We start from the raw sequence: 25,898 nt of genomic DNA on the forward strand, positions 1-25,898 counted from the left end.
CCACCCATGCGTTCCTTGATTGCCTGTAGTGCGCTGTTGCTGTTGCCCTTGTCGGCGCTGGCCGCCGATGCACCGAACTGCAAGTTCTCCGCGCCACGCGCGCTGAAGATCGACACGGCCGGCGCCAAGGCGGTGGTGTTCGAGATCAACCAGCATGACCTGAAGGTGGTCGCCAGCGCTGGCGGCGGCCAGCTCGAGGGCCGCGCCTGCGCGTCCAACAAGGACTGGCTGGACCAACTGGTGCTGGACCAGCGGCGCGTGGGCGACAAGCTGGTGGTAAGCCTGCGCCGCGACAGCCGCGGCTCGCTGTCGATGGGCAACAGCTATGCCTGGCTGGACATCCGTGGCAGCGTGCCGGACAACCTGCCGCTGCAGTTCAAGATCGGTTCCGGCGATGGCAGCATCGAGAACGCGCAGTCGCTGAGCATGGACGTGGGCTCCGGTGATGGCATCGCCCGCGGCACCCGTGGCAGCGTGCATGCCGCCGTGGGCTCGGGCGACCTGGACGTTGATGGCGCCGCATCGTTCAACCTGCTCTCGCTGGGTTCTGGCGACGTCAACGCCCGCAACATCGGCGGCGATGCCAGCATCGGCACCGTCGGCTCCGGTGACCTGAAGGTGACCGACGTGCGTGGCAACGCGCGGCTGGACACCGTCGGCTCCGGCGACATCGGCTTCAAGCAGGTGCAGGGCAACGTCGAGATCGGCGTGGTCGGCTCCGGCAATGTCGAGATCGAGCAGGTCGGCGGCAATGTCCGTGTACGCAGCCACGGCTCGGGTGATATCGATGTCGATGGCGTGCGCGGCAATCTCACCGTCGAGCACAGCGGCAGCGGCGACGTCCAGCATCGCAGTGTGGCCGGCACCGTCACCCTGCCGCGCGGCAAGTAACGCCCAACCATCCGATTCGAGGGGAATGCCATGAACCTGCTGCGCCTGCTGCCTGCTGCCCTGCTGTGCCTGCCGCTGATCGCCTGTGGCGGCACCTCCAGCCCCGACAAGACCGCCGGCAAGGCGGTGGCCGAGACCGCCGGTGGCGTCGGCCAGACCGTCAAGGAAGCGATGGACGATGCCCGCAAGGAAATCGCCGAGGGCAACATCAAGATCTCCGCCGACAACCAGCCGCGCGCGGAAATCACCCCGCAGGGACAGCTGCTGATCGGCGGCAAGCAGGTAACGCTGGACGATGGCCAGCGCCGCCAGCTGCTCGATTACCGCGGCCACGTGGTGGCAGTGGCGATGGATGGCATGAATATCGGTCTGGCCGGCGCCAAGCTCGGCGCCAACGCTGCCGGTGAAGCACTGAAGGGCATCTTCAGCGGCGACAGCGAAGGCATCGAGAAGCGGATCAACGCCGAGGCCGCCAAGATCGAGGCGCAGGCCAAGCGCATCTGCGACCGCATGCCGGCCATGCTGGTCAGCCAGCAGGCCCTGGCGGCCTCGCTGCCGGCGTTCAAGCCCTACGCCACGATGGACCAGAGCGATGTGGACGACTGCGGCAAGGACACCGTCGTCAACCGCTGACCCTGTGACAGATCAGCGCACCCGGCCGGCAGCGCGCAGGCGTTGCCGGCCGCTGCGCCCCGGCGGGATTACAATGGCGGCCCCGGATGCACCTCATTGAACCGCCATGAAAAAGCTGTTTCTGCTGCTGGCCGCCCTGCTCTGCCTGGGCCTGGTCGGCTGTGACCAGGATTACCGCAACCACCGCGCCGAGCGCGGCAAACCGAAGATCTCGGTCAGCGAAAGCATCGTGACCGTGCGTCGCCAGCCGGCGCCGAACATCATCATCCTGCCCGACGGGCAGATGAAGATCGACGAGATCCTGATCCCGCTCAACGCCGAGCAGAAGCAGATGCTGCAGACGATGTTCGGCACGCTGCAGGTGCTGCGCCAGAACACGCTGGTGGCCGCACCGGCCGACCCCAACATGCAGCCGGTGAAGATCGTGCCACCGGAAGGCATGCAGGTGATTCCGCCGGACCTGGTGCAGACCATTCCCGAGTTCAAGGATTACACCGAGACCTTCGGCAACATCGTCGCCGACCGTCGTTGAAACGAGAACGCCGCCCTCCCGGGCGGCGTTTCCGTTTGTAGAGCCGAGCATAGGCTCGGCTCTACAGAGTGCAGATTCCAGATCAGCCGCCGGCACCACCGCCACCGGCCTGGATGCCACCGGCGGTCAACGCGGCCGGATCCAGCAGCCGGCGCAGCTCCGATTCGGCCAGGCCACTGTCTTCCAGCGCCACGTCCAGCACCGGGCGCTGTTCCTTGTAGGCACGCTTGGCGATCGCTGCGGCTTTCTCGTAGCCGATGATCGGGTTCAGCGCGGTCACCAGGATCGGATTGCGTGCCAGCGCTTCGGCCACACGGTCTTCGCGCACCTTCAGCCCGGCAATGGCGCTGTCGGCCAGCAGGGTCGACACATTGGCCAACAGGCCGATGCCATCAAGCAGGTTCGCCGCGATCAAGGGCAGCGTCACATTGAGCTGGAAGTTGCCGGTCTGGCCGGCCACAGTGATCGCCGTGTGGTGGCCGATCACCTGTGCGCAGGCCATCACCGTCGCCTCCGGAATCACCGGATTGACCTTGCCCGGCATGATCGAGGACCCCGGCTGCAGCGCCGGCAGTTCGATCTCACCCAGGCCCGCCAGCGGACCGGCATTCATCCAGCGCAGGTCGTTGGCGATCTTGATCAGGGCCACCGCCAGCGCATTGAGCTGGCCCGACAGTTCCACCGCATCATCCTGCGCGGCCAGGCCTTCGAACTTGTTCTCGGCGCTGTCGAACTTGAAGCCGGTCTGCTGCTTCAGTGCCTTGGCCACCTGCACGCCAAAGTGCGGGTCGGCATTGATGCCGGTGCCGATGGCGGTACCGCCCAGCGGCAGGCGGCGCACGCGCTTGAGGCTGTCCTCGATGCGCTCCTGTGCCGAGGCCAGCTGCGCCGACCACGCACCGAATTCCTGTTCGAAGGTCAGCGGCATCGCGTCCATCAGGTGGGTGCGGCCGGTCTTGACCACCTTGCGCAGGCTGCGGCCCTTCTTGTCCAGCGTCCTGCGCAGGTGCACCAGCGCCGGCAGCAGCTGCTCATGGGTGGCCAGCACGGCCGACACGCGCAGCGCCGTCGGAATCACGTCGTTGGAGCTCTGCCCCTGGTTGACGTGATCGTTCGGGTGCACGGTGGTCTTGCCTGCCTTGCCGGCGCGGTTGGCCAGCGTGGCGATGACCTCGTTGGCATTCATGTTCGAGGAAGTGCCCGAGCCGGTCTGGTAAACATCGATCGGGAACTGCGCGTCCCACGTGCCGTCAGCCACTTCGGCGGCGGCAGACTGGATGGCTTTGGCTACGGTCTTGGGCAAGTGGCCCAGCTCGGCGTTGACGCCGGCGGCGGCTCCCTTGACCAGACCCAGTGCACGGATGAAGCCGCGCGGCATGCGCTGGCCCGACACCGGGAAATTCTGTACAGCGCGCTGGGTCTGCGCGCCCCACAGGGCGTCGGCAGGCACCTGCAGCTCGCCCATGCTGTCGTGCTCGATCCGGAAACCCTTGGGGGCGCTCTTGCTTGCAGCTTTGCTCATTGCATCAACTCCGCACTACTTCGGTTGGGGAAAGGGAAGCGGCGGCTGGCAGGGTGTCGCTTCCCGGGCTGGCGGCTGCGACAACGATACTCCCTTGTCCGCAGCGTGGGATGGCGAGGACGGGCCAGATCGTTTCATCCGAAGGGCCGATTGTGTTGTAGAGCCGAGCCCACGCTCGGCTGCATCTGCGGTCTGGCGCCTGAGGAGCAGCCGAGCGTAGGCTCGGCTCTGCAGGGCGCTCCCGCCCGGCACGTCGTAGAATATGGCCCCCGCCGCTCGTCCCAGCCCTGCCGACATGTCCGAATCCGCCCTGCTCGCCCTGTCCCCGCTCGATGGCCGCTATGCCGGCAAGGTCGACGCCCTGCGCCCGATCTTCTCCGAGTACGGCCTGATCAAGGCCCGTGTCACGGTCGAAGTGGAGTGGCTGCTGGCCCTGGCCGCCGAGCCGGGCATCGTCGAGCTGGCCGCATTCTCCGATGCTGCCATCGCCCGCCTGCGTGCACTGGCCAGCGGCTTCAGCCCGGCCCAGGCCGCGCGCGTGAAGGAAATCGAGCGCACCACCAACCATGACGTCAAGGCGGTGGAGTACTTCATCAAGGAACAGCTGAAGGACGATGCCGAGCTGGCCCCGGCGCTGGAATTCGTGCATTTCGCCTGCACCAGCGAAGACATCAACAACCTCAGCTACGGCCTGATGCTGGAACAGGCCCGTCGCGACGTGCTGCTGCCGACCCTGGACGGCATCGCCGATGCACTGCGCACGCTGGCCCACGCCCAGGCGGGCCAGCCGATGCTGTCGCGCACCCACGGCCAGACCGCCTCGCCGACCACCCTGGGCAAGGAGCTGGCCAACGTGGTCGCCCGCCTGGAGCGCCAGCGCCGGCAGATTGCCGCAGTCGAACTGACCGGCAAGATCAACGGCGCGGTCGGCAACTACAACGCACACGTCGCCAGCTACCCGGACGTGGACTGGCCGGCTTTCGCCGAGCGCTTCGTCACCGGCCTGGGCCTGGTGTTCAACCCGTACACCACGCAGATCGAGCCGCACGACAACATCGCCGAAATCGGTGATGCCGCCCGTCGCGCCAACATCATCCTGATCGACCTGGCCCGCGACATCTGGGGCTACGTCTCGCTGGGCTACTTCAAGCAGCGCCTGAAGGAAGGCGAAGTCGGTTCGTCGACGATGCCGCACAAGGTCAACCCGATCGATTTCGAGAACGCCGAAGGCAACTTCGGCATCGCCAACGCGCTGTTCGAGCATTTCAGCGCGAAGCTGCCGATCAGCCGCTGGCAGCGCGACCTGACCGATTCCACCGTGCTGCGCGCGCTGGGCACCGCATTCGGCCACAGCCAGGTGGCGCTGGATTCGCTGGCCAAGGGCCTGGGCAAGCTGGAAGTGAACCCGCAGCGCCTCGACGCCGATCTGGATGCGGCCTGGGAAGTGCTGGCCGAGGCCGTGCAGACGGTGATGCGCCGCCATGGCCTGCCGAATCCGTACGAGCAGCTGAAGGCGCTGACCCGTGGCCAGGGCATCACGGCCGAGTCGATGCGCACGTTCGTGCAGGGACTGGAGCTGCCGGCCGAGGCCAAGCAGCGTCTGCTGGAGATGACCCCGGGCAGCTATACCGGCCTGGCCGAGTCGCTGGCGAAAAAGATTTAAGGGTTTTCCTTGCGGCGGCGGCCGCGTGCGCTGCCTGCGGCAGGCTTGTACTGCCAAGGCAACGGCAACAGCAACTGCAACGTCAAAAGCGGCTCTGGGTTTTTGCCGTGTTTGGCGGGGCGGGTTGGGTTCGCGGGGGACGCCGTAAACCCGTCCCTGGGGGCTTGGCCGCGGCATCCATGCCGCGGACACCCCCGCGAACCCAACCCGCCCCACCTTTGACAGATTCCCGGTGACGGATCGAAGAGCATTGGGTTGTCGGGACGGAATTTGAAAGAGGGACGCGGCTTCGCCGCGTCCCTCTTTGGTTTTGGGGTCTTTGTAGAGCCGAGCCCATGCTCGGCTGCTTGTTCCAACAGCAGGCCGAGCGTGGGCTCGGCTCTACAGATGCACGAGCAAGCGCAGCGCGCGACCCGCTCTTGCCTTTGATTTTCTTCTTTCCATTCCGTGGCGGGCCCCGTAGGAAACTGTCAGGGGCCTGGCGGGTGGGCTGCGCGGGGGTGTCCGCCGCATGGATGCGGCGGCCAAGCTTACAAGGACGTACTTGCAGCGCCCCCCGCGCAGCCCACCCGCCCGGCCAAGCGCGGCTTTTGCTTTGAACCCGACCGCCACGAGGGGCTCAGCCGTTGGCCGGAACCCCGCGACAAACCACCACACGTGCGCAATCCCAACGAACGTCGGACAATGGAGGCCTTGGTGGCCCGCCACGCCGCCCCTCCCGCTTTCCGCTGCAAGGAACTCCCCCATGGCCGCCCGCAAGTCCACCTCCCCCCTTATCGAAGTCCACGCCCGTCGTGGCCAGCCGCTGGGCATGTCCCCGGCCGTGTTCCTGCGCGACTTCTGGCAGAAACGCCCGCTGTTGATCCGCAACGCGTTCACCGACTTCCAGACCCCCGTACAGCCGGAAGACCTGGCGGGCCTGGCCTGCGAAGAGGGCGTGCTGGCCCGCCTGATCGAGCACGACAAGGCCCAGGACAGCTGGCGCGTGCGCAGCGGCCCGTTCCAGGAAGACATCTTCCCGGCCCTGCCCGACCACGACTGGACCCTGCTGGTGCAGGACGTGGACAAGTGGGACAAGGACGTGCGCGCCCTGATCGAACACTTCAGCTTCCTGCCGCGCTGGCGCATGGACGATGTGATGATCAGCTTCGCCGCCACCGGTGGCTCGGTCGGCGCCCATGTCGACCAGTACGACGTGTTCCTGCTGCAGGCCCATGGCCACCGCCGCTGGCAGATCGATGCCAGCGAATCGATCAAGGGCAAGCGCCCGCCGCTGGGCTTCCGCCCCGACGTGGAACTGAAGCTGCTGCAGGTGTTCAAGCCGACCCACGACTGGGTGCTGGCGCCGGGCGACATGCTGTACCTGCCGCCGAACGTGCCGCATCACGGCGTCGCCGAAGACCCCTGCCTGACGTTCTCGTTCGGCATGCGCGCGCCGTCCTCGGCCGAGCTGATCAGTGATTATCTGGACACGTTGATCGCCGATGCCGACGAAAACATCCGCTACCAGGATGCCGACCTGAAGGCACCGGCCGACCCGAACGAAATCGACACCGTGGCAATGGCGCGGGTAATCACCGCGCTCAACGCCATCCGCATGAACGACCCCGACAAGCTGGGTGACTGGTTCGGCCGCTTCATCACCACCTACCGCGCCGCCGGCGAGGTAATGGCCCACCAGGCCGCACCGCCGCAGGAAGAAGTGCTCGAGGCCCTGCAGTCGGGCCTGCTGCTGCAGCGTCACCCGTGGGCGCGACTGGCCTGGCGCCGGGCCAAGCGTGGCGCCAGCCTGTATGTCAGCGGCCAGGATTTCGCCCTGCCGATCAAGGACGCACAACGCCTGGCAGGTGCCGAGCAGCTCGATGCTGCCGCCTACCGCGGCCTGTCCGACAAGGGCCGCGCAGTACTCCAGCAGCTGCTGGTCGGCGGCGTGTTCCAGCTGATCGATCCGAACGAGGTGTATGCCGACGAGGAGGAAGCGGTGCTGGGTGAGGTGATCGAGGGCCGCGAGCAGGTCGAGGTCATCGACGCTGACGCCATGTCCGATGACGTCCATCTGGTGACCGTGCACGACGACGGCATTGAAGTGATCGTCAACTTCGACGACCACAACGAAGACGACAGCGACCCCAGCCGCGGCTGAGCCATGACTGCCCTCCGGGTCCAGCAGGTACGCCATGCCGAGGCCCACGTCGCCATCCACGACGTGCGCCAGCGGGTGTTCGTGCAGGAACAGGGCATCGATGCCGCCCTGGAGCGCGATGCCCTGGACCCGGTCTGCGCCCACGTGCTGGCGCTGGATGCCCACGGGCAACCGGTCGGCACCGGGCGGCTGGCGCCGGATGGTCGTATCGGCCGCATGGCGGTGCTGGCTGCGTATCGCGGTCTCGGCGTCGGCGAGGCCCTGCTTGAGGCGTTGGTACAGGCCGGGCACCAGCTCGGCCTGGCCGAGCTGCACCTGCATGCACAGCTGCCGGCGCGCGACTTCTACGCCCGCCTGGGCTTCCTGCCGGAAGGCCCGGAATTCGAAGAAGCCGGCATCGGCCACCAGCAGATGCGCCGCCGGCTGCAAGCCGTTTCCGCCATCGACAGCCGCGCTGAAGCGGTGGCGATCACCACGGCCATCATCCACCGCGCACGCCGCCGGCTGTGGCTGCACAGCCGGCAGCTGGACCCCGGCCTGCTGGATGCGCCACCGTTGCAGGCGGCCCTGCGCCGCTTCGTCACTGCCCGCCACGACAAGCAGCTGCGGGTGATCGTGCATGACGCCGCCGCCATCGCCAGCGCCGGTGCGCCGCTGCTGGCGCTGTTCCAGCGCCTTCCCAGTGTGATCCAGTTCCGTGAGGTGGCCGATCCGATCGATCGCGCCCTGGCCTCGGCCTGTCTGCTCAACGATGCAGGCGACTTCTACTTTCGTCTCATCGGTCATCGCCTCGACGGCGAATCCGCAATCGCGCTGCCGGCACGTTCGCAGCCGTTCGAGCAGCAATTGCAGCGTGTCTGGGACCGTTCGCGCGAATGCAGCGAATTGCGCGCACTCGGCATCTGACCGCGACCGGTGCGCTCAACCTGTCTGGGACCGACACCGGGGGACGCCCGATGCCCTCGTCGCTGCCCCTTCGTGTCCGGATGGGGGTACAATTTGGCCGTTTGAACGCGCCCGTGCATGGCTATTCATCTTCGTGCCGGGTCCTTCTGAAGCCATACCCCACAAAGCGAATCAGCACCCTCCATCGTGGACAATCAACTGAAGCAGTTTGCGCAATCTTCGCAACTCGCCGGCGGCAACGCCTCCTATGTCGAGGACCTGTACGAGCAGTACCTGGTCTCCCCGGATAGTGTCGATCCCAAATGGAAAACCTACTTCGACGGCTTCAAGGGCCGCGAAGCAGGCGACATTCCGCACTCGGCCGTCATTTCCCACATCGCGGACGCGGCCAAGGATGCGCTGAAAGCAGGCACCGGCACCGGTGCAGGCGATGAGCGCGAGCGCAATGTCGGTCGCCTGATCACCGCCTACCGTTCGCGTGGTCATCTGGACGCCCGCCTGGACCCGCTGGGCCTGGCCGCTCCGGTCAACACCCCGGACCTGGGCCTGCCCTTCCACAACCTGTCCGATGCTGACCTCAACAGCGAGTTCAGCACCGGCGGCGTGGGCGGTCAGCCGCGCATGAAGCTGCGTGACCTGCTGGCGCGCCTGAAGGCGACCTACACCGGTTCGATCGGTGCGGAGTTCATGCACATCTCCGAGGTCGAGCAGCGCCAGTGGATCTACAAGAAGCTGGAACTGGCCGGTGGCAACTACCAGCTGGACGCTGACACCCAGCGCCGTACGCTGGAGCGCCTGACCGCCGCCGAAGGCCTCGAGCGCTACCTGCACACCAAGTACGTCGGCCAGAAGCGCTTCTCGCTGGAAGGCGGCGACTCGCTGATCCCGATGATGGACACCATCATCCGCAGCGCCGGCAAGGATGGCGTCAAGGACGTGGTGGTGGGCATGGCCCACCGTGGCCGCCTGAACGTGCTGGTCAACACCCTCGGCAAGAACCCGCGCAAGCTGTTCGACGAATTCGAAGGCAAGTTCGAGCACGACGAGCACGCCTCGGCCGGCGACGTGAAGTACCACATGGGCTTCTCCGCCGACGTCGCCACTGAAGGTGGCCCGGTCCACCTGGCGCTGGCGTTCAATCCGTCGCACCTGGAAATCGCCGACCCGGTAGTTGCCGGTTCCGTGCGTTCGCGCCAGGAACGCCGCAAGGACACCGCGCGCAAGCAGGTGATGCCGATCCTGATCCACGGCGACGCGGCCTTCTCCGGCCAGGGCGTGGTCATGGAGCTGTTCCAGATGTCGCAGGCCCGCGGCTTCGCCGTCGGCGGCACCGTGCACATCGTGGTCAACAACCAGGTTGGCTTCACCACCTCCAATCCACTGGATACGCGCTCCACGCGCTATGCCACCGACGTGGCGAAGATGATCGCCGCACCGGTGCTGCACGTGAACGGCGATGATCCGGAGGCGGTGGTATTCGCCGCGCAGCTGGCCTTCGAGTTCCGCCAGAAGTTCGCCAAGGACGTGGTCATCGACCTGATGTGCTACCGCCGTTGGGGCCACAACGAGGCCGACGAGCCGGCGATCACCCAGCCGCTGATGTACCAGGTGATCCGCAAGCACGCCACCACCCGCGAGATGTACGCCGAGCAGCTGGAAAAGGCGGGCGTGATCGCCGCCGGTGCCGGCAAGGCGATGGTCGATGCGTACCGTGAGAAGCTCGATGCCGGTGAAGTGACCACCGAGCTGGCCAAGGTCGAAAAGACCCCGCCGACCAGCCCGCTGTTCGTTGATTGGCCCAAGCTGCTGGAAGGCAAGCTGTCCGACCCGGTGTCGACGAAGGTCGACAAGGACAAGCTGGTCGCGCTGGCCAAGCTGATCAACACCGTGCCCGAAGAAGTGCAGCTGCACTCGCGCGTGTCCAAGGTGTACGACGACCGTCGCAGGATGGCCGCTGGCGAGATCCCGGGCGACTGGGGCTTTGCCGAGAACCTGGCCTACGCCACCCTGCTGGACGAAGGCAGTGCCCTGCGCCTGGTCGGCCAGGACGTCGGCCGCGGTACGTTCACCCACCGCCACGCGATCCTGCACGACCAGAAGACCGACAACTACTACCTGCCGCTGCGGCAGCTGGTGGATTCGCCGGAGAAGGCCACCATCATCGATTCGCTGCTCAGCGAAGAAGCCGTGATGGCCTATGAGTACGGTTTCTCGACCACCGATCCGAACACCCTGTGCATCTGGGAAGGCCAGTTCGGCGACTTCGCCAACGGCGCCCAGGTGGTGATCGATCAGTTCATCGCCGCCGGCGAAGCAAAGTGGGGCCGTATTTCCGGCCTGACCCTGCTGCTGCCGCACGGTTATGAAGGTCAGGGTCCGGAACACAGCTCGGCGCGCCTGGAGCGCTTCCTGCAGCTGTGCGCGCTGGAGAACATGCTGGTGGTGGTGCCGTCGACCCCGGCGCAGGCCTTCCACATGCTGCGTCGCCAGCAGCACCTGACCACCCGCAAGCCGCTGGTGGTGATGTCGCCCAAGTCGCTGCTGCGCCACAAGCTGGCCGTGTCGACCCTGGACGAGCTGGCCAATGGCGAGTTCCAGCACCTGATCGGCGACGCCAATGCAGATGCCAAGAAGGTCAAGCGCGTGGTGCTGTGCTCGGGCAAGGTCTACTACGACCTGCTGGAAGACCAGACCAAGCGTGGCCAGGACGACGTGGCGATCATCCGCGTGGAGCAGCTGTATCCGTTCCCGCGTGCGCTGCTGGCTGCCGAACTGAAGAAGTACGGCAAGGCCACCGACGTGGTGTGGACGCAGGAAGAACCGCAGAACCAGGGGGCGTGGTACCAGATCCGCCACCACCTGCAGTTCTGCCTGGCCGATGGCCAGAGCCTGCACTACGCCGGTCGCGCACGTTCGGCTTCGCCGGCTGCCGGTCACATGGCTGACCACGTCCGCGAACAGCAGCAGCTGGTCGCCGATGCACTGGTCAACCCGTTCAACGACTCGTTCGCTGAATAACTCTCCCCCTATTTAGAAGACAAACCAGGAAGCTCCCGCATGGCCACCGAAGTCAAAGCCCCGGTACTGCCCGAATCCGTCGCCGACGGCACCATCGCCACCTGGCACAAGAAGGTGGGCGACGCCGTCAAGCGCGACGAAAACCTGCTTGACCTGGAAACCGACAAGGTCGTCCTGGAAGTGCCGTCGCCGGTCGATGGCGTGATCAAGGAAATCAAGTTCGCCGAAGGCGCGACCGTGACCTCCAGCCAGGTCGTGGCGATCATCGAAGAAGGCGCCGTGGCCGCTGCCCCGGCTCCGGCTGCCGAAGAGAAGAAGGCCGAGGCCGCTCCGGCCGCTGCTGCTCCGGCCGCCGCCGCTGCTCCGGCCCCGGCTGCCAAGTCGGCTGCCGATGCACTGCCGCCGGGCGCCCGCTTCAGCGCCATCACCGAAGGCGTGAATCCGGCCGACGTCGATGGCACCGGCCGTCGTGGCGCCGTCACCAAGGAAGACATCGTCAACTTCGCCCGCAACGGCGGCGCCGGCAAGGCCGGTGGCGCACGTCCAGAAGAACGCGTGCCGATGACCCGCATCCGCAAGCGCATCGCCGAGCGCCTGATGGAGTCGAAGAACTCCACCGCCATGCTGACCACCTTCAACGAAGTCGACCTGTCCAAGGTCTCGGCGGCGCGCAAGGAACTGCAGGACGAATTCGTCAAGGCTCACGGCATCAAGCTCGGCTTCATGAGCTTCTTCGTGAAGGCTGCCGCCAACGCGCTGCAGCGCTTCCCGCTGGTCAATGCCTCGATCGACGGCGAAGACATCATCTACCACGGCTACTCGGACATCTCGATCGCCGTGTCGACCGAGAAGGGCCTGGTCACGCCGGTGCTGCGCAACGTCGAGCGCATGTCGTTCGCCGACATCGAAAAGACCATCGCCGACTACGCCAAGAAGGCCCGTGACGGCAAGCTGAGCCTGGAAGAACTGCAGGGCGGCACCTTCACCGTGACCAACGGCGGCACCTTCGGTTCGCTGCTGTCGACCCCGATCATCAACCCGCCGCAGAGCGCCATCCTCGGCATGCATGCCATCAAGGAGCGCCCGATCGCCCAGAACGGCCAGGTCGTGATCGCGCCGATGATGTACCTGGCGCTGTCCTACGATCACCGCATCATCGACGGCAAGGACTCGGTGCAGTTCCTGGTGGACATCAAGAACCAGCTGGAAAACCCGGGCCGCATGCTGTTCGGCCTGTAAGAGACCTCCCGCCCCTCCGCGCCTGCGCGGAGGGGTTCTGGTAATGCAACAAGGACTATTTCAATGGCTGAACAATTCGACGTCGTCGTCATCGGTGCCGGCCCGGCCGGTTACCACGCTGCCATCCGCGCGGCCCAGCTTGGCCTGAAGACCGCCTGCATCGATGCAGCGCTGGGCAAGGACGGCAAGCCGGCCCTGGGTGGCACCTGCCTGCGCGTGGGCTGCATCCCGTCCAAGGCGCTGCTGGATTCCTCGCGCCAGTTCTGGAACATGGGCCACATCTTTGGCGACCACGGCATCAGCTTCAAGGATGCCAAGATGGACGTCGAGGCGATGGTTGGCCGCAAGGACAAGATCGTCAAGCAGTTCACCGGCGGCATCGCCATGCTGTTCAAGGCCAACAAGGTCGCCGCCTATTACGGCTTCGGCGAACTGCAGCCGGGCAACGTGGTCAAGGTCACCCAGCATGACGGCTCGGTCGTCGAGCTGAAGGGCACCAACGTCATCATCGCCGCCGGTTCGGACTCGATCGAACTGCCGTTCGCCAAGTTCGACGGCGACACCATCGTCGACAACGTCGGCGGCCTGGACTTCACCGAAGTGCCGGCGCGCCTGGCCGTGATCGGCGCCGGTGTGATCGGCCTGGAACTGGGCAGCGTGTGGAAGCGCCTGGGTTCGGAAGTGACCATCCTGGAAGCGCTGCCGGACTTCCTGGCAGCGGCTGATACCGAAGTGGCCAAGACCGCCGCCAAGGAATTCAAGAAGCAGGGCCTGGACATCCGCCTGGGTGCCAAGGTCTCCAAGGCCGAAGTGACCGGCAAGGGCAAGAAGAAGGAAGTCGCCCTGACCTACACCGACGCCGAAGGCGAGAAGTCGCTGGTGGTGGACAAGCTGCTGGTAGCCGTCGGCCGTCGCGCTGCCACCAAGGGCCTGCTGGCCGAAGGTACCGGCGTCAAGATCAACGAGCGTGGCCAGATCGAAGTCGACGCGCACTGCCACACCGGCGTCAACGGCGTCTGGGCGGTCGGTGACTGCGTGCGCGGCCCGATGCTGGCGCACAAGGGCTTCGAGGAAGGCATCGCGGTTGCCGAACTGATCGCCGGCCTGCCGGGCCACGTCAACTTCGACACCATTCCGTGGGTCATCTACACCGAGCCGGAGCTGGCCTGGGTCGGCAAGACCGAGCAGCAGCTGAAGGCCGAGGGCATTCCGTACAAGGCCGGCAGCTTCCCGTTCGCCGCCAACGGCCGTGCCGTGGCGATGATCGAGCCGGCAGGCTTCGTGAAGGTTCTGGCCCACGCCGAAACCGATCGCATCCTGGGCATGCACCTGGTCGGCGCCAATGTGTCCGAGCTGGTGCACGAAGGCGTGCTGACCATGGAGTTCAGCGGTTCGGCCGACGACCTGGCGCGCATCTGCCACGCCCACCCGTCGCTGTCGGAAGTGGTGCACGACGCGGCAATGGCCGTGAGCAAGCGCGCGATCCACAAGGCGAACTGATCCATCTGATGGTGCCGGCCGCTGGCTGGCATCCCCGGATGCTGAAAACCCCGCCTCGGCGGGGTTTTTTGTTGCACGATGACTGCAGCACAAGGGCGGAGCCCATTGGCACTCGGCGCGTGGCAGGCAAGCGGTGTCACCCTCGCCCTCACACGGGCGTCGACCTCCAGTGCTGTAGGCTCAGCCCTGAGGTCGCGTTGCATCGCCAAGCCACGGATGCGCGACAGGTGGTGCTCCCGCACCTGCTCGTGGGGCTGCTCAGACAGTGGAGATCTCCATGGAAAACGAACGAATCGAGACCCGCGGCGAAGATGGCCGAAGAGTGTTGGTATTCAAGTTCTGGCCGCACTTCGACGCAACGATTCTTCCCGGCACAAGCCTGGTCGAAGGCCTGCCGACGTATGCGCTGGCAAACGGCAATTCGGTAACCTTCAACGGCGTGGATTTCGAAATCGCCGCTACCGGCGAAGAGCTGGTCCGGTCGTTGGCCATCGCGCGACCGCCATCGGGCTGATTCGTCTGATGCTGCTTGACCGAAGATCGGCCTCCTGCTTCAACGCTGCTGCGGGGTCCGTTTCCGGTCCGTGGCGTCCAGCTCTGGCGGATCGTCACAGATCCGGTGCTGGGCGATCACCTCACCCACCTTCCATTCCTTCACCACCCTGCAGCGTTCCTTCCCCACTTCCTTGTCGGTCGTTTTGACTTCCGCCTTGCCGGCAGCGTGCTGACGCTCAAGGTAGGCCGACGGCGGTTCCTTGGCCAAGGCCGGCGCCACCATCAGCAGCGCCAGCGTCGCGATGGCAAGCGGCCTCATGCCGTCACCGCGCCGCGGCCACCACCCAGCAACCGTGCCGGCAGCATGAACAGCGCGCGCAGGAAGGCGAACAGCGCCGAGAACGTGATGCCGACCAGGCGGAACGGCAGGCTCAGCAGCCACACGAACGGCCAGGCCACCAACGCCAGGATCGCCAACGGCCAGCACAGCACGAACAGCAGGCACCACACACCGAGCGCGAACAAGGTCTTCATCACAGGCTCCCTCGGCGGCACCCCGCCGCCTGTCGTCACCTTGGCGCCCTGCCCCAGCCCGGGCAAACGGTTTGCGACGAAACCCGGCTGGGGGCGATGAAACCGTTCGATCTGCGCCCTGCCTCTGCCCGGTAGCGCCGGGCCATGCCCGGCGGGTTGCATGAGTGTGCGGACCAAGGTCCGCACCCACCGAGGAGGTCCGCACCCGCCATTACACCGGCACGGCCCCCGGGCGACCGTGGCTCACCTGGAACCGGGCGGCCGTGCGAACTTCCGCATCGCGCCGCAGCACGCTGTCGGCGAAGCGCAGTTCCGCGTCCACGGTCTGCCGGTTCAACTGCAGCTTCCACCAGCCACGCCGGTCGCCATCGAAATAACGGATGTGCGGATTCTGCGGGATCGACGGGCCGTAGTACGGGCCATACGGCGTGTCATCGCCACCGCTGCTGATCGCCGGGGCGATGAACTCGGTGGCGATCACCGGCGCGTCCGCGGCATCGAAATCCAGTTTCAGGTCATTGACGAACGTGGAGTGCCAGTCGCCGCCCAGTACGATGGCGTTGCCCTCCCCCCCGGCCTGCATCGCCTGCAGCAAGCGCTTGCGGGCGGCCGGGTAACCATCCCAGGCGTCGTTCCAGAAACGTTCGCGCGGCGTGCCCTGCTCCAACCGCAACTGCGCCATCAGCAGCTGCTGCACCACCACGTTCCAGCGTGTTCCCGCCGCGGCCGCCATCGACTGCGCGAACCAGGCCTCCTGCCCCACGCCGAGCATGCTCATGCGCGGATCCAGCGCCGCTTCACAGCGTGGCGATTCGCCGACGCCGCAGGGATTGGCCGGACGGAACTGACGGCAATCCAGCAACGTCAGCTGGGCCAGGTCGCCGTAGCGCAGGCGGCGGTGCACGCGCAGGCCACCGTTGCCGGCCGGCGTGCTACGCATCGGCAGGTGTTCGTAGAACGCGCGGTACGCAGCGGCACGACGAACGATGAAGTCCTCGGTCGGCACGTCGCTCTTTTCCGGATGGATCCCGGAATAATCGTTCTGCACTTCGTGGTCGTCCCAGATCACCGCGAAGGCGTGCGCGGCGTGCGCAGCCTGCAGGTCCGGGTCGAGCTTGTACAGCGCGTACTGGTCGCGATAACGCTCCAGGCTGAGCGTTTCACCGCTGAAGCGCTGTGCATCCAGGGTGCTGCCACGGGCGTTCTGCAACGGGCTGTATTCGTACAGGTAGTCACCGGCATGCAGCACCAGATCGACATCGCTGCGGGCGATATCCGCCAGTACCGGGTAGTAGCCGCTGTTCCAGGCCTGGCAGGTACACAGCGCCAGCCGCAGCTGCTGCAACTGCGCATCCGGCAGCGGCGCGGTGCGGAAATGCCCGACCGGACTCTCCTCGCCGCCGTCGCAGGCGAATCGATAGTAGTAATCGCACCCCGGGCGCAGGCCGGTCACTTCCACGTGCACCGAATGGGCCAGCTCCGGCACGGCCGCCGCCACGCCACGCTGCACCAGCCGACGCATCGCCGGATCTTCGGCAATGAACCAGCGCACCGGGATCGCGCGCGACGGCATGCCGCCGCCGTTGAGGGGATCCGGTGCGAGACGCGTCCACAGCACCGCGCCCTGCGGATCCGGATCACCCGCGGCGATGCCGAGGGTGAACGGATCGCGCCCCAGTCGTGGCCGCGGACCGGTGGCGGCTACGCCAGGCATGGCCGCCAGTGCGATCGCCGCTCCGGTCCCCTGCCAGGCCAGGCGCAGCAGACGACGACGGGTTTCCGGATCGGCGATGCGCTTCATCAGAAGCGCACGGTTGCGGTGGCCATCACCTGCCGCGGCGCACCGACCTGCATGGTCGCCAGGCTGCGGGTCGGATCAGCGGCGTAGGTGCCGTTGGTGTTGATGGTCGCCAGATACTGCTTGTCGGCCAGGTTGGTCAGGTTCAGCGCCAGGGTCAGGTTCTGCGCCGGGCCGAGTTTGCCCACGTCATAGGCCACCGACGCATTGATCAGCCAGTAGCTCGGCACGGAGACGTCATTGGTGTAGGTCACGTAGCGCTTGCCTACGTGGTTGGCCGCCAGGCGCAGGTCCCACGGGCCCGGCGTCCACGCCAGCGTACTGGCGAACATCCATTCCGGCGTGTCGACCGTCTTCTTGCCGCGGGTCGGCACCACACCGTTGTTGACGTAGTCGTTGTCGTAGCTGCTGTCATTCCACGACAGCGCATTGGACCAGACCAGGTCCTGCATCGGCTTCAGCTGCAGGGTCGCCTCGGCACCGCGGCTGGTGACCGAGCCGACGTTGGAGTACAGCGCCGGGCAACCCAGGATGCCGACGCACTGGGCGATGGCCAGCAGGCGGTTGTCGAACTTGACGTCGTACACCGCGACCGAGGCTTCATACCCACGGCCGTAGCCGCGCCAGCCCAGTTCGATGGTGCGCGATTGTTCCGGCTTCAGGTCCTTGGCACTGGCATCGAACGCCACCTGCGGAACATTGAACGGACTGCCCACGCCCAGCGCATAGGCCGCGATGTTCTTCGCATAGGAACCGAAGATTTCATTGCGCTCGTCCAGCTTGAAGTTGAAGCCGGCCTGCGGCAGCAGCCCCTTCTTCGCGGTCAGGCTGCTGTTGCTGGCGTAGCTGCCCAGCGGCGTGCGCACGCTGGTGCGGGTATTGGGCGACTTGGCGCCGACGTCGATGGTCAGGCGGTCATCGAACAGGCGGAAGCGGTCCTGCACGTAGAACTGACGGGTGATGGTGGTGTAGCGCTGGTGCCACACGCGCTGGTCCGGGTTGCGCAGGAAGAAGTCGTCGGTGATCGGCCCATCGATGTAGTAGAAGTTGCGCTGCACGCTGTGGCCGTTGTCTTCGTACCACAGGCCCCCTTCCAGCTCATGGCCACCCACGTTCCAGGTGAACGCCGAGGTCACGCCGGTGCGGTCGATCGCATATTCGGTGGTTCGGATCGAGATCGGAATCTCGCGGCTGGTGCCCGGGTTGGACGGATTGGACGGGCTGAACCAGTGGCCCTGACCGCGGTTGCTGTGGTTGTAGACGTTGACCTTCAGGCGCATCGTCTCGTTGAGGCCGAAGTCACCGGCGATGCTGGAGACATCATCGTTGCGCAGGCCGTGACCCGAGTAGTACGCATCCCACGGGCTGTTGACGCCGCCGCTGTACTGGCCACGCGCAGCGGCCAGGGCACGGTTCCAGTCCGGCGCATAGTTGTCCCAGTTCCAGCCCAGGCGATCGATCATCTCCAGCGACAGGTCCTGGTAATCGGCCTCAACCCGGCGCGAGGCGTTGAACAGCGCGGTGATGCGGCTGTCGACGCCGAAGTTGTAGGTCGCCTTGCCGTTGAACTGCTTGAGTTCATGCGAGCCCTTGCCCTTCCACTTGTCGCTCTCCGAATACGCACCGGACAGGTAGGCGGCGAAGCCCTGGTGTTCGCCGGTTTCCAGGCGGGCATAGCTGCGGCGTGCGCTGTCACTGCCCAGGCTCTGCGCCAGCACGACACCGTACTCGGTGGAGGGATCGATGGAATAGAACTGGAACACGCCGCCCAGGTTGCTGGTCGACGGCGTACCCAGCGCGCCGATGCCGGTGGAGACCTCGGCACCGCCCAGGTTCTCGCTGATCACCGCGCGGCTGATGTGCAGGCCGTTGCTGTTGCCATAACTCATGTTGCCCAGCGGGATGCCATCGAGCGTGTAGCCCAGGCGGTTCTGGTTGAAGCCGCGCAGGCTGATGCTGGTGGACCACTCGTAGGCACCGGTGGCGTCGGCCGATTCGAAATGCACGCCCGGCTTGCTGGCCAGCAGCTTCAGTGGGTTGGCGCCGGGTGGCAGCACCTTCATGTCCTCGGCGGTCACGCGCTGGACCTGGCGTGCCTCGCCCCGGCCGATCACCGAGACCGAATCCAGGGTAGTGGCCGACTGTGCGTCGACGGCAGGAGCGGTTTCAGCGGCGGCCAGCGAAGGCAGTGAGGCACAGACCAGCAGGGCCAGCAGATTGCGGCGAAGCGGAGCATGGCAAGACATGGGGATTCCTTGGGCGCGCTGGACGCCGAAGGGCGGCGTCAAAAGAGCAGCAGCGGCGGAATCGTAGAAGCGTTGCGTTACATGTCATTTACACGCCACATACGGATTTTTGGCGATCCGGATGGATTACATGACGTCGCGCGCCCGAACGGAAAGAGCCGAGCATGGGCTTGGCTCTACAGGGCACGCCGGAATCATCGGTTATTCGAACGAACCGACCGAGTCGTGGGCCAGGTTGTCGAAACGGGTGTACTCGCCGAAGAACTTCAGTTTGCACGAGCCGGTGGGGCCACCACGGTGCTTGCCGATGATGATCTCGGCCAGGCCCTTGTCCGGCGAATTTTCCTTGTTGTAGTAATCGTCGCGGTAGATGAAGACGATCATGTCCGCATCCTGCTCGATTGCGCCCGATTCGCGAAGGTCGGCCATCACCGGGCGCTTGTCGGTACGCGTTTCCAGCGAGCGGTTGAGCTGGGACAGCGCGATGACCGGCACGTGCAGTTCCTTGGCCAGGCCCTTCAACGAACGCGAGATCTCGGAAATTTCGGTCGCGCGGTTTTCGCTGTTGCCCGGCACGCTCATCAGCTGCAGGTAGTCGATCACGATCAGGCCCAGGTCGTGCTCGCGCTTGAGGCGGCGGCACTTGGAACGCAGGATCTCCGGCGACACGCCCGGCGTATCGTCGATGAAGATCTTGGTTTCCTTCAGCATCTTGATCGCACCGGTCACCCGGCTCCAGTCCTCGTCCTCCAGCTGGCCGGTACGCAGGCGCTGCGCGTTGATGCGGCCATTGGAGGAGATCAGGCGCATCGCCAGCTGCGATGCGGACATTTCCATCGAGAACACCGCCACGCCCTTCTTCGACTTGATCGCCGCGTACTCGGCGATGTTCAGGGCGAAGGTGGTCTTGCCCATCGCAGGACGCGCGGCAAGGATGATCAGGTCGGTCGGCTGCAGGCCGGCGGTCATCGCATCGAAATCGGTGTAGCCGGTCGGCAGGCCGGTGATGTTGCCGCCATTCTCGAAGCGGTTGCGCAGCTCTTCGAACGCGTCCTTCAACGCACCGGGCATGGCCACGAAGTCGGTACGGCCGCGCGCGCCCTGTTCGGCAATGGCGAACACGCTCTTTTCCGCAGCGGACAGCAGCTCGCTGCTGTCGCGGCCCTCGGGCTGGAAACCATCGTTGACGATGTCGGTGCCGACCTGGATCAGCTGCCGCAGCACCGCCTTGTCGCGCACGATCTCCGCATAGGCCACGATGTTGGCCGCCGACGGCGTGGTGCTGGCCAGTTCGATCAGATAGGCGCCATCGCCCACCAGCTCCATCTTGCCCTGCGATTCGAACCACTCGCCCAGGGTCACCGCATCGAACGGGCGCTCGCGCTCGGACAGCTCGCGGATCGCCCGGTAGATCATCTGGTGGTCGCGGCGGTAGAAGTCACCCTCGGTCAGCTGGTCGTTGACCCGGTCGTAGGCGTCCGGTGCCAGCATCAGGCCGCCCAGCACCGCCTGTTCGGCCTCCACCGAGTGCGGCGGCACGCGCAACTGGTCGATACGCGATTCATCGCGATCGCGATCGAAGCCTTCGCCGCGCTCTCTGCGGTTGGAACGGAAGCCGGAACGGGCGGACATGCTGCGGTGTTTCCTGCGAAAGGGGCCAGACCAGTGTAGGCATGCGCCGACCCCGGCGGCCATGGACAAATCTGTGGATAAGCCGTGGAAGAACGGGGGATATCCGCCTGAGCCTGTCCAGACTGGCACGGAGGCGTCGCATTGCCTGCGACGGGCGTCGTTGCGACGCCCGCAGCGGAGCATTATCGCAGATGGCGACCGCGGCCGCTGGCGTCAATCGCCCTTGGCATGTACCGCGATCAGCGCCAGGAACCGGTCCACATAGCCCTGCAGGAATTTCTGCGTGCCCTCATTGTGGATCGTGCCGTCGGCATCGATCAGGCCATCCTTGAAGTGGATGAACGCCTCGGGCTGGCCAAGCACGTGCATGTCCAGGAAGGCCAGGCTGTTGCGCAGGTGCTGCTGGGCCACCGCCGTGCCGATCTGGCCGAGGGAGGCGCCGATCACGGCCGCTGGCTTGCCGGCGAAGGCGCTGTCGCCGTAGGGGCGCGAGCCGATGTCGATCGCATTCTTCAACACACCGGGCACGGAACGGTTGTACTCAGGGGTAACGAACAGCACGGCGTCGGCGGCACGCACCTGGTCTTTCAGGCGCGTGCCCTGCGCCGGGTAGCTGGCGTCGAAATCCTGGTCGTACAGCGGCAGGTCGCCGATCTGCACGTACTGGAAGCGCGCCTTGTCACCGGCCAGCTTCTCCAGCGCGTGCGCCAGCTTGCGGTTGCAGGACTCTTTGCGCAGGCTGCCGACGAAAACGGCAATGGTGGGGACGGACATCAGGACATACTCCTCACGGTGCGGAAGAGCCAGCCTAGCGGCCGCGCCCTTCCCCACCGGTGAAGATCAGCCGCGCTGTACGCCTGCGCGCACCTGCCGCCAATGGTCCTGCCAGGCCTGGAACATCAGCACGTTCCACAGGTGCGTGTGCCACTTGCGCTGGCCACCCAGGAACTGCTGCCACAGCGGCTGCACGGCCGCAGCCGACAGCACGCCCTCGCGTTCCAGCCGCGCCGGCTGCAGCAGCTCGTCCGCCCAGGGCTTCAGATCGCCCTTCAGCCAATCACTGACCGGCGCGCCGAATCCCCGCTTGGGCCGGTGCACCATCGACTGCGGCACGTACCGCCCCAGCACGCGCTTGAGCAGCACCTTGCTGGTCGATTCACTGCGCTTGAAGCCCAGCGGCAGCGACCACGCGAATTCGGCCACGCGCCAGTCCAGCAAGGGCGCGCGCGCCTCCAGGCTGACCGCCATCGAGGTACGGTCGACCTTGCACAGCAGGTCGTCGGGCAGATAGCTGACGAAGTCGGCCAGCATCATCGCGTCGGCCGGCGTACCGGCACCATGCAGCGGATCGGCCAGATCGTAGAAGCTGCCCGCCTCGCGTGCACCGATCACCGCCGCCGCCGGATCGCGCCAGCGCGAAATGCGGTTGCGATACACATCGCCGATGCCGCGCGCGCCGGTTTCGGCCAGCAACGCGGCCAACCCGCCGGTGCGCGACGCTTCACCCTGCTGGTGTGCACGCGCGCCCATCCAGCGCCGCAGCGGCGCTGGCACCCGTCCCAGCATCTGCCAGTTGCGCAGCGCGCGTACATAGCGGGTATAGCCGAAAAACAGTTCATCGCCACCGTCACCGGACAACGCGACGGTCACGCCCTGCCGGGCGAGGCGGGCGACCAGCGCGGTCGGCACCTGCGAGGCATCGGCAAAGGGTTCATCGAACATTGCCGGCAGCTGCGGCACCACCGCCAGCGCATCGGCGCCGCTGACGTACAGTTCGGTGTGATCGCAGCCAAGATGGGTGGCCACTTCCCTGGCCAACGGCGCCTCGTCGTGGTGGGAGCCGCTGAAGCCGATGCTGAAGCTGTGCACCGGCTGCCCGCTCTGCGCCTGCATCAGCGCCGCCACCAGCGACGAATCGGTGCCGCCGGACAGGAACACGCCCACCGGCACATCGGCCACCATGCGCAGCGCCACCGCATCCCGCAGCAGGCCATCCAGCTGCTCCTCGGCCTCCTCGATGCGGTCCTGGAACGGCGCGGCCAGTGCAGCCTGCATGCGCGCACGCGCGTCCCAGTACGGACGCTGTGCCTGCTCTGGGCGATGGGCGCTGGCCCCTGCCGCCACCGCCGCCGCATCCAGCCGCAGCACGCGGCCGGGCATCAGCTTGTAGCAGCGCTGGTGGATGCTGTGCGGTGCGGGGATGTAGTCCAGCCGCAGCAGCAGCGTCAGCGCATCGCGGTCGATATCGTTGTCGAAATCCGGGTGCTGCCACAGCGCCTTCAGCTCGGAGCCGAACACCAGCGCATCACCGGCCCAGCCGTAGTACAGCGGCTTCTTGCCGACCCGGTCGCGGGCCAGCCACAGGCACTGTTCCTGGCGATCCCACAAGGCAATGGCGAACATGCCGTTGGCGCGCTGCAGGGTGTCCTCGACGCCCCACTGCAGGATCGCGGCCAGCAGCACCTCGGTATCGGAATGGCCACGGAACGCATGGCCCAAGGGTTCCAGTTCCGCGCGCAGCTCGGCGAAGTTGTAGACCTCGCCGTTGTAGGCCATCACATAGCGGCCGTCGGCCGAGGCCATCGGCTGGTGGCCCAGCGGTGAAAGATCGAGGATGCTCAGGCGCCGGTGGGCCAGGGCGATGCCGGCGGCGGCATCGACCCAGGTACCGCCGTCATCCGGCCCGCGATGGTGCAGCGCCTGGCCCATGGCCAGCGCCTGCGCCTGCAGGACCTCGGCCGGCGTCTGAGCCGCCGGCAACAACATTCCCGCCAATCCACACATGCATCAGGGTTCCTGCGCCAGGTCGAGGGCGGCGCCAATCACCGCATTGTCGCTTGGAAGCCCGAACATTGCTGCCCCCGCCAGCGGCGTATAGGTATCGGCACCACAGACCCGGCGCACCGGCAGGTGGCCATGGCCGGCCTCGACCAGCGCGGTGATCACGCCCTCGCCGACGCCCCCGCTCTGCCGCCCCTCGTCCAGCACCAGCACCCGTTGCGCGGTGGCGGCCTGGGCGCCGATGAAGGCGGCATTCAACGGCACCAGCCAGCGCAGGTCGACCACCCGCACCTGCCAGCCCAGCTGCTGCTCGATAGCGGTCGCTGCGCGCAGCGCCATCGGCACACCGTTGCCGTAGGTGAAGATCACCAGATCGGTGGCATCCGGCGCGTACACCCTGCCCTCGCCCAGCACCAGCGCCTGCCCGGGTGCGGGGTAGTCGAACAACCACTGGCCATCGCCGGCCGTGTGCAGATCCTTGGTCATGTAAAGGGCAATCGGTTCCAGGAACACCGCTACCCGGCCATCCACGCGGGCCAATGCCGCCAATGTGCGCAGCATCATCACCGCATCATCGCCACGCGACGGACAGCCCACCACCAGCCCCGGGATGTCACGCAGCGCCGTGATCGAGTTGTCGTTGTGGAAATGGCCGCCGAACCCCTTCTGGTAGCCCAGCCCGGCCACCCGTACCAGCATCGGGTTGCGGAACTGGTCATTGGAGAAGAACTGCAGCGAGCAGGCCTCGCCACGCAGCTGGTCGATGGCGTTGTGCAGGTAGGCCAGGTACTGGATTTCCGGAATCGGCAACATGCCCATGTTGGCCAGCCCCTGGGCCATGCCCAGGATCAGGGTCTCGTCCAGCAGCGTGTTGAATACCCGGCGCGGGCCGAAACGGCGCAGCAGGTCGCGCGTCACCGTGTAGACGCCGCCTTTCTGCGCGACGTCCTCGCCAAACAGCAGCGCCTGCGGATACTTGCCCAGCAGTTCCTGCAGCCCGTGGTTGATCTGGATCGCCAGGTGCCGCGGCGGTTGCCGCTCGGGCAGCGCGTCGGCACCGCCGTACAGCGCCTGCCGGGCCTCGACGGGCGCCACGCGCTCGGCCTCGGCCTGTACCGCTGCCGGCGTATAGGGTGCCAACGGCGTGATCACTTCCTGCAATGTCTGCAGCTTCGGACGCGTATCGGCATCAATGGCAGCGGCCATGCAGCGCGCGCGCAGGGTTTCATAGGCGGCCTCGACGCCGGCCGCATCCATCCAGCCCGATTCCAGTGCGATCTGCGCCGAGCGCAGCAGCGGGTCCTGCGCCTCGGCCGTGCACAGCTCCGCCAGCGCACGCCATTCCACCTCGAAGTCGGTACCGGCATGGCCCATCAACCGCGTGGTCCGCAGGTGCAGGAAGGTAGGCCGACGCGTGCGCCGGCAATGCTCGACCGCCGCCTGCACCTGCGCGTGCCCGGCCGCCAGGTCCAGGCCATCGGCGAAGAAATAGTCCAGGCCCGGTTGCCGGCTGAAGCGCTCTGCGATCCATCCTTCAGGTGTTTTCACCGAAATGCCAAGGCCATTGTCCTCGCACACGAACAGGATCGGCACCGGCAGCTTCTGGTAGGCCGACCACATCGCGGTATTGAACGCAGTCTGCGCGGTGGCATGGTTGGCCGAGGCATCGCCGAAGGAGCACATCACGATGCTGTCGGCTGGAATCGGCAGTGGCTGGCTCAGGCGCCTGCCACTTTCGATCGCCAGCGCGGTACCGAGCGCCTTGGGCAGGTGCGATGCGATGGTCGAGGTCTGCGGCAGCACCCACAGCGGTTTGCTGCCCCACACTTTGTGGCGGCCGCCACTGGCCGGATCGTCGGCACTGGCGGCGAAGGACAGCGCGGCGTCGAGAACCGGATCCATGCCTGGCACCAGCCGTGCGCGCTCGGCCATGAAGGCGCCGGAACGGTAGTGCAGGAAGGCGGGATCGGTGTGCCGGCAGGCGCGCGCAAGCAGCGCGTTGCCTTCGTGACCGGACGAGCCGATGGTGTAGAAGACCTTGTTCTGCACGCGCAGCACGCGCGCCATCAGGTCCAGCTGGCGACTGAGCAGCTGCGATTCGAACAGTTCGCCGAAGGCGGCGGCCGTCAGGGTGCTGCCCGGCAGGATCGGCGCATCCGGCGCCGGGCGCGGTCGCGGCATACCGCGCCAGGCGCGTACGGCCTCGAGGAAATTGACGTCACAGACTTCGGCGCGGTTGAGACCGCGCATGCGTGCGGGAATGGGATCTGGAACCACAGCGAACATCGAACACCCTCCGTGCCGTTGTTGCGAACCGTGGCGCCAGGCCTGCTCGACCCTTTCCACCGGTCGAGCACGCCCGACG

19 protein-coding genes are annotated in these 25,898 nt (G+C 66.3%); 10 read left to right on the forward strand and 9 right to left on the reverse strand.

Annotated features, from left to right (window positions below; genetic code table 11):
* The first annotated feature begins 6 nt into the window (after window positions 1-6).
* The 3 genes from H3005_RS07640 to H3005_RS07650 all read left to right on the forward strand — a co-directional run bounded on the left by H3005_RS07640 (window position 7) and on the right by H3005_RS07650 (window position 2,056).
* Window positions 7-891 (forward strand): DUF2807 domain-containing protein, encoded by an 885-nt coding sequence (locus H3005_RS07640; RefSeq protein ID WP_100552969.1) that lies wholly within the window; start codon window positions 7-9, stop codon window positions 889-891.
* Window positions 892-921: 30 nt separating this feature from the next.
* A complete protein-coding gene (locus H3005_RS07645; RefSeq protein WP_100552970.1) occupies window positions 922-1,524 on the forward strand; it encodes a DUF2884 family protein in 603 nt (200 codons plus the stop codon).
* Window positions 1,525-1,630: 106 nt separating this feature from the next.
* Window positions 1,631-2,056, forward strand: coding sequence for a hypothetical protein (locus H3005_RS07650; RefSeq protein WP_100552971.1), 426 nt, complete (start codon window positions 1,631-1,633; stop codon window positions 2,054-2,056).
* An 82-nt stretch (window positions 2,057-2,138) separates the two neighbouring features.
* On the opposite strand, the gene H3005_RS07655 is transcribed toward H3005_RS07650, so the two are convergent.
* On the reverse strand, window positions 2,139-3,578 hold the full coding sequence (locus tag H3005_RS07655; RefSeq protein WP_191077855.1) for a class II fumarate hydratase: 1,440 nt from the start codon (window positions 3,576-3,578) through the stop codon (window positions 2,139-2,141).
* Between the two features lie 295 nt (window positions 3,579-3,873).
* Between H3005_RS07655 and purB the strand changes: the two genes are divergently transcribed.
* The 7 genes from purB to H3005_RS07690 all read left to right on the forward strand — a co-directional run bounded on the left by purB (window position 3,874) and on the right by H3005_RS07690 (window position 14,561).
* A complete protein-coding gene (gene purB / locus H3005_RS07660) occupies window positions 3,874-5,241 on the forward strand; it encodes an adenylosuccinate lyase (protein WP_100552973.1) in 1,368 nt (455 codons plus the stop codon).
* 745 nt (window positions 5,242-5,986) lie between these two features.
* Window positions 5,987-7,384, forward strand: coding sequence for a cupin domain-containing protein (locus H3005_RS07665; protein WP_100552974.1), 1,398 nt, complete (start codon window positions 5,987-5,989; stop codon window positions 7,382-7,384).
* A gap of 3 nt (window positions 7,385-7,387) precedes the next feature.
* Window positions 7,388-8,290 carry a GNAT family N-acetyltransferase gene (locus tag H3005_RS07670; protein ID WP_100552975.1) on the forward strand — a complete coding sequence of 301 codons (903 nt, stop codon included), beginning with the start codon at window positions 7,388-7,390 and terminating at the stop codon, window positions 8,288-8,290.
* Window positions 8,291-8,476: 186 nt separating this feature from the next.
* Window positions 8,477-11,308 (forward strand): 2-oxoglutarate dehydrogenase E1 component, encoded by a 2,832-nt coding sequence (locus H3005_RS07675; protein WP_100552976.1) that lies wholly within the window; start codon window positions 8,477-8,479, stop codon window positions 11,306-11,308.
* A 39-nt stretch (window positions 11,309-11,347) separates the two neighbouring features.
* Window positions 11,348-12,547, forward strand: coding sequence for a dihydrolipoyllysine-residue succinyltransferase (gene sucB / locus H3005_RS07680; RefSeq protein WP_089236140.1), 1,200 nt, complete (start codon window positions 11,348-11,350; stop codon window positions 12,545-12,547).
* 63 nt (window positions 12,548-12,610) lie between these two features.
* Window positions 12,611-14,047, forward strand: a complete 1,437-nt coding sequence (gene lpdA / locus H3005_RS07685) for a dihydrolipoyl dehydrogenase (RefSeq protein ID WP_100552977.1) — start codon at window positions 12,611-12,613, stop codon at window positions 14,045-14,047.
* 277 nt (window positions 14,048-14,324) lie between these two features.
* Complete coding sequence (locus H3005_RS07690; protein ID WP_100552978.1) at window positions 14,325-14,561, forward strand: hypothetical protein; 237 nt, start codon at window positions 14,325-14,327, stop codon at window positions 14,559-14,561.
* A gap of 39 nt (window positions 14,562-14,600) precedes the next feature.
* Here H3005_RS07690 and H3005_RS07695 read toward each other — a convergent pair whose 3' ends face one another.
* The 8 genes from H3005_RS07695 to H3005_RS07730 all read right to left on the reverse strand — a co-directional run bounded on the left by H3005_RS07695 (window position 14,601) and on the right by H3005_RS07730 (window position 25,819).
* Entirely contained in the window at window positions 14,601-14,861 is a 261-nt protein-coding gene (locus tag H3005_RS07695; protein ID WP_100552979.1) for a hypothetical protein, read from the reverse strand.
* The gene (locus H3005_RS07700; protein WP_100552980.1) at window positions 14,858-15,076 is read right to left on the reverse strand and encodes a hypothetical protein; all 219 of its coding nucleotides are present in this window, start codon (window positions 15,074-15,076) and stop codon (window positions 14,858-14,860) included. The genes H3005_RS07695 and H3005_RS07700 overlap by 4 nt, the downstream gene beginning before the upstream one ends.
* Window positions 15,077-15,287: 211 nt before the next feature.
* Complete coding sequence (locus tag H3005_RS07705) at window positions 15,288-16,877, reverse strand: alkaline phosphatase D family protein (RefSeq protein WP_100552981.1); 1,590 nt, start codon at window positions 16,875-16,877, stop codon at window positions 15,288-15,290.
* Window positions 16,877-19,120: a TonB-dependent receptor gene (locus H3005_RS07710; protein ID WP_100552982.1), complete on the reverse strand. Its 2,244-nt coding sequence runs from the start codon at window positions 19,118-19,120 to the stop codon at window positions 16,877-16,879. Before H3005_RS07710 ends, H3005_RS07705 begins: the two co-directional genes overlap by 1 nt.
* A gap of 201 nt (window positions 19,121-19,321) precedes the next feature.
* Window positions 19,322-20,752, reverse strand: coding sequence for a replicative DNA helicase (locus H3005_RS07715; RefSeq protein WP_100552983.1), 1,431 nt, complete (start codon window positions 20,750-20,752; stop codon window positions 19,322-19,324).
* A 213-nt stretch (window positions 20,753-20,965) separates the two neighbouring features.
* The gene (locus tag H3005_RS07720; protein WP_100552984.1) at window positions 20,966-21,526 is read right to left on the reverse strand and encodes an NAD(P)H-dependent oxidoreductase; all 561 of its coding nucleotides are present in this window, start codon (window positions 21,524-21,526) and stop codon (window positions 20,966-20,968) included.
* A 66-nt stretch (window positions 21,527-21,592) separates the two neighbouring features.
* Window positions 21,593-23,536: an asparagine synthase (glutamine-hydrolyzing) gene (gene asnB / locus H3005_RS07725; protein ID WP_100552985.1), complete on the reverse strand. Its 1,944-nt coding sequence runs from the start codon at window positions 23,534-23,536 to the stop codon at window positions 21,593-21,595.
* A gap of 3 nt (window positions 23,537-23,539) precedes the next feature.
* On the reverse strand, window positions 23,540-25,819 hold the full coding sequence (locus H3005_RS07730) for a thiamine pyrophosphate-dependent enzyme (protein ID WP_100552986.1): 2,280 nt from the start codon (window positions 25,817-25,819) through the stop codon (window positions 23,540-23,542).
* Window positions 25,820-25,898 lie beyond the last annotated feature (79 nt).

This window comes from Stenotrophomonas sp. Br8 (assembly GCF_014763005.1).
In the GTDB taxonomy this organism is placed as follows: Bacteria; Pseudomonadota; Gammaproteobacteria; order Xanthomonadales; family Xanthomonadaceae; genus Stenotrophomonas; species Stenotrophomonas lactitubi.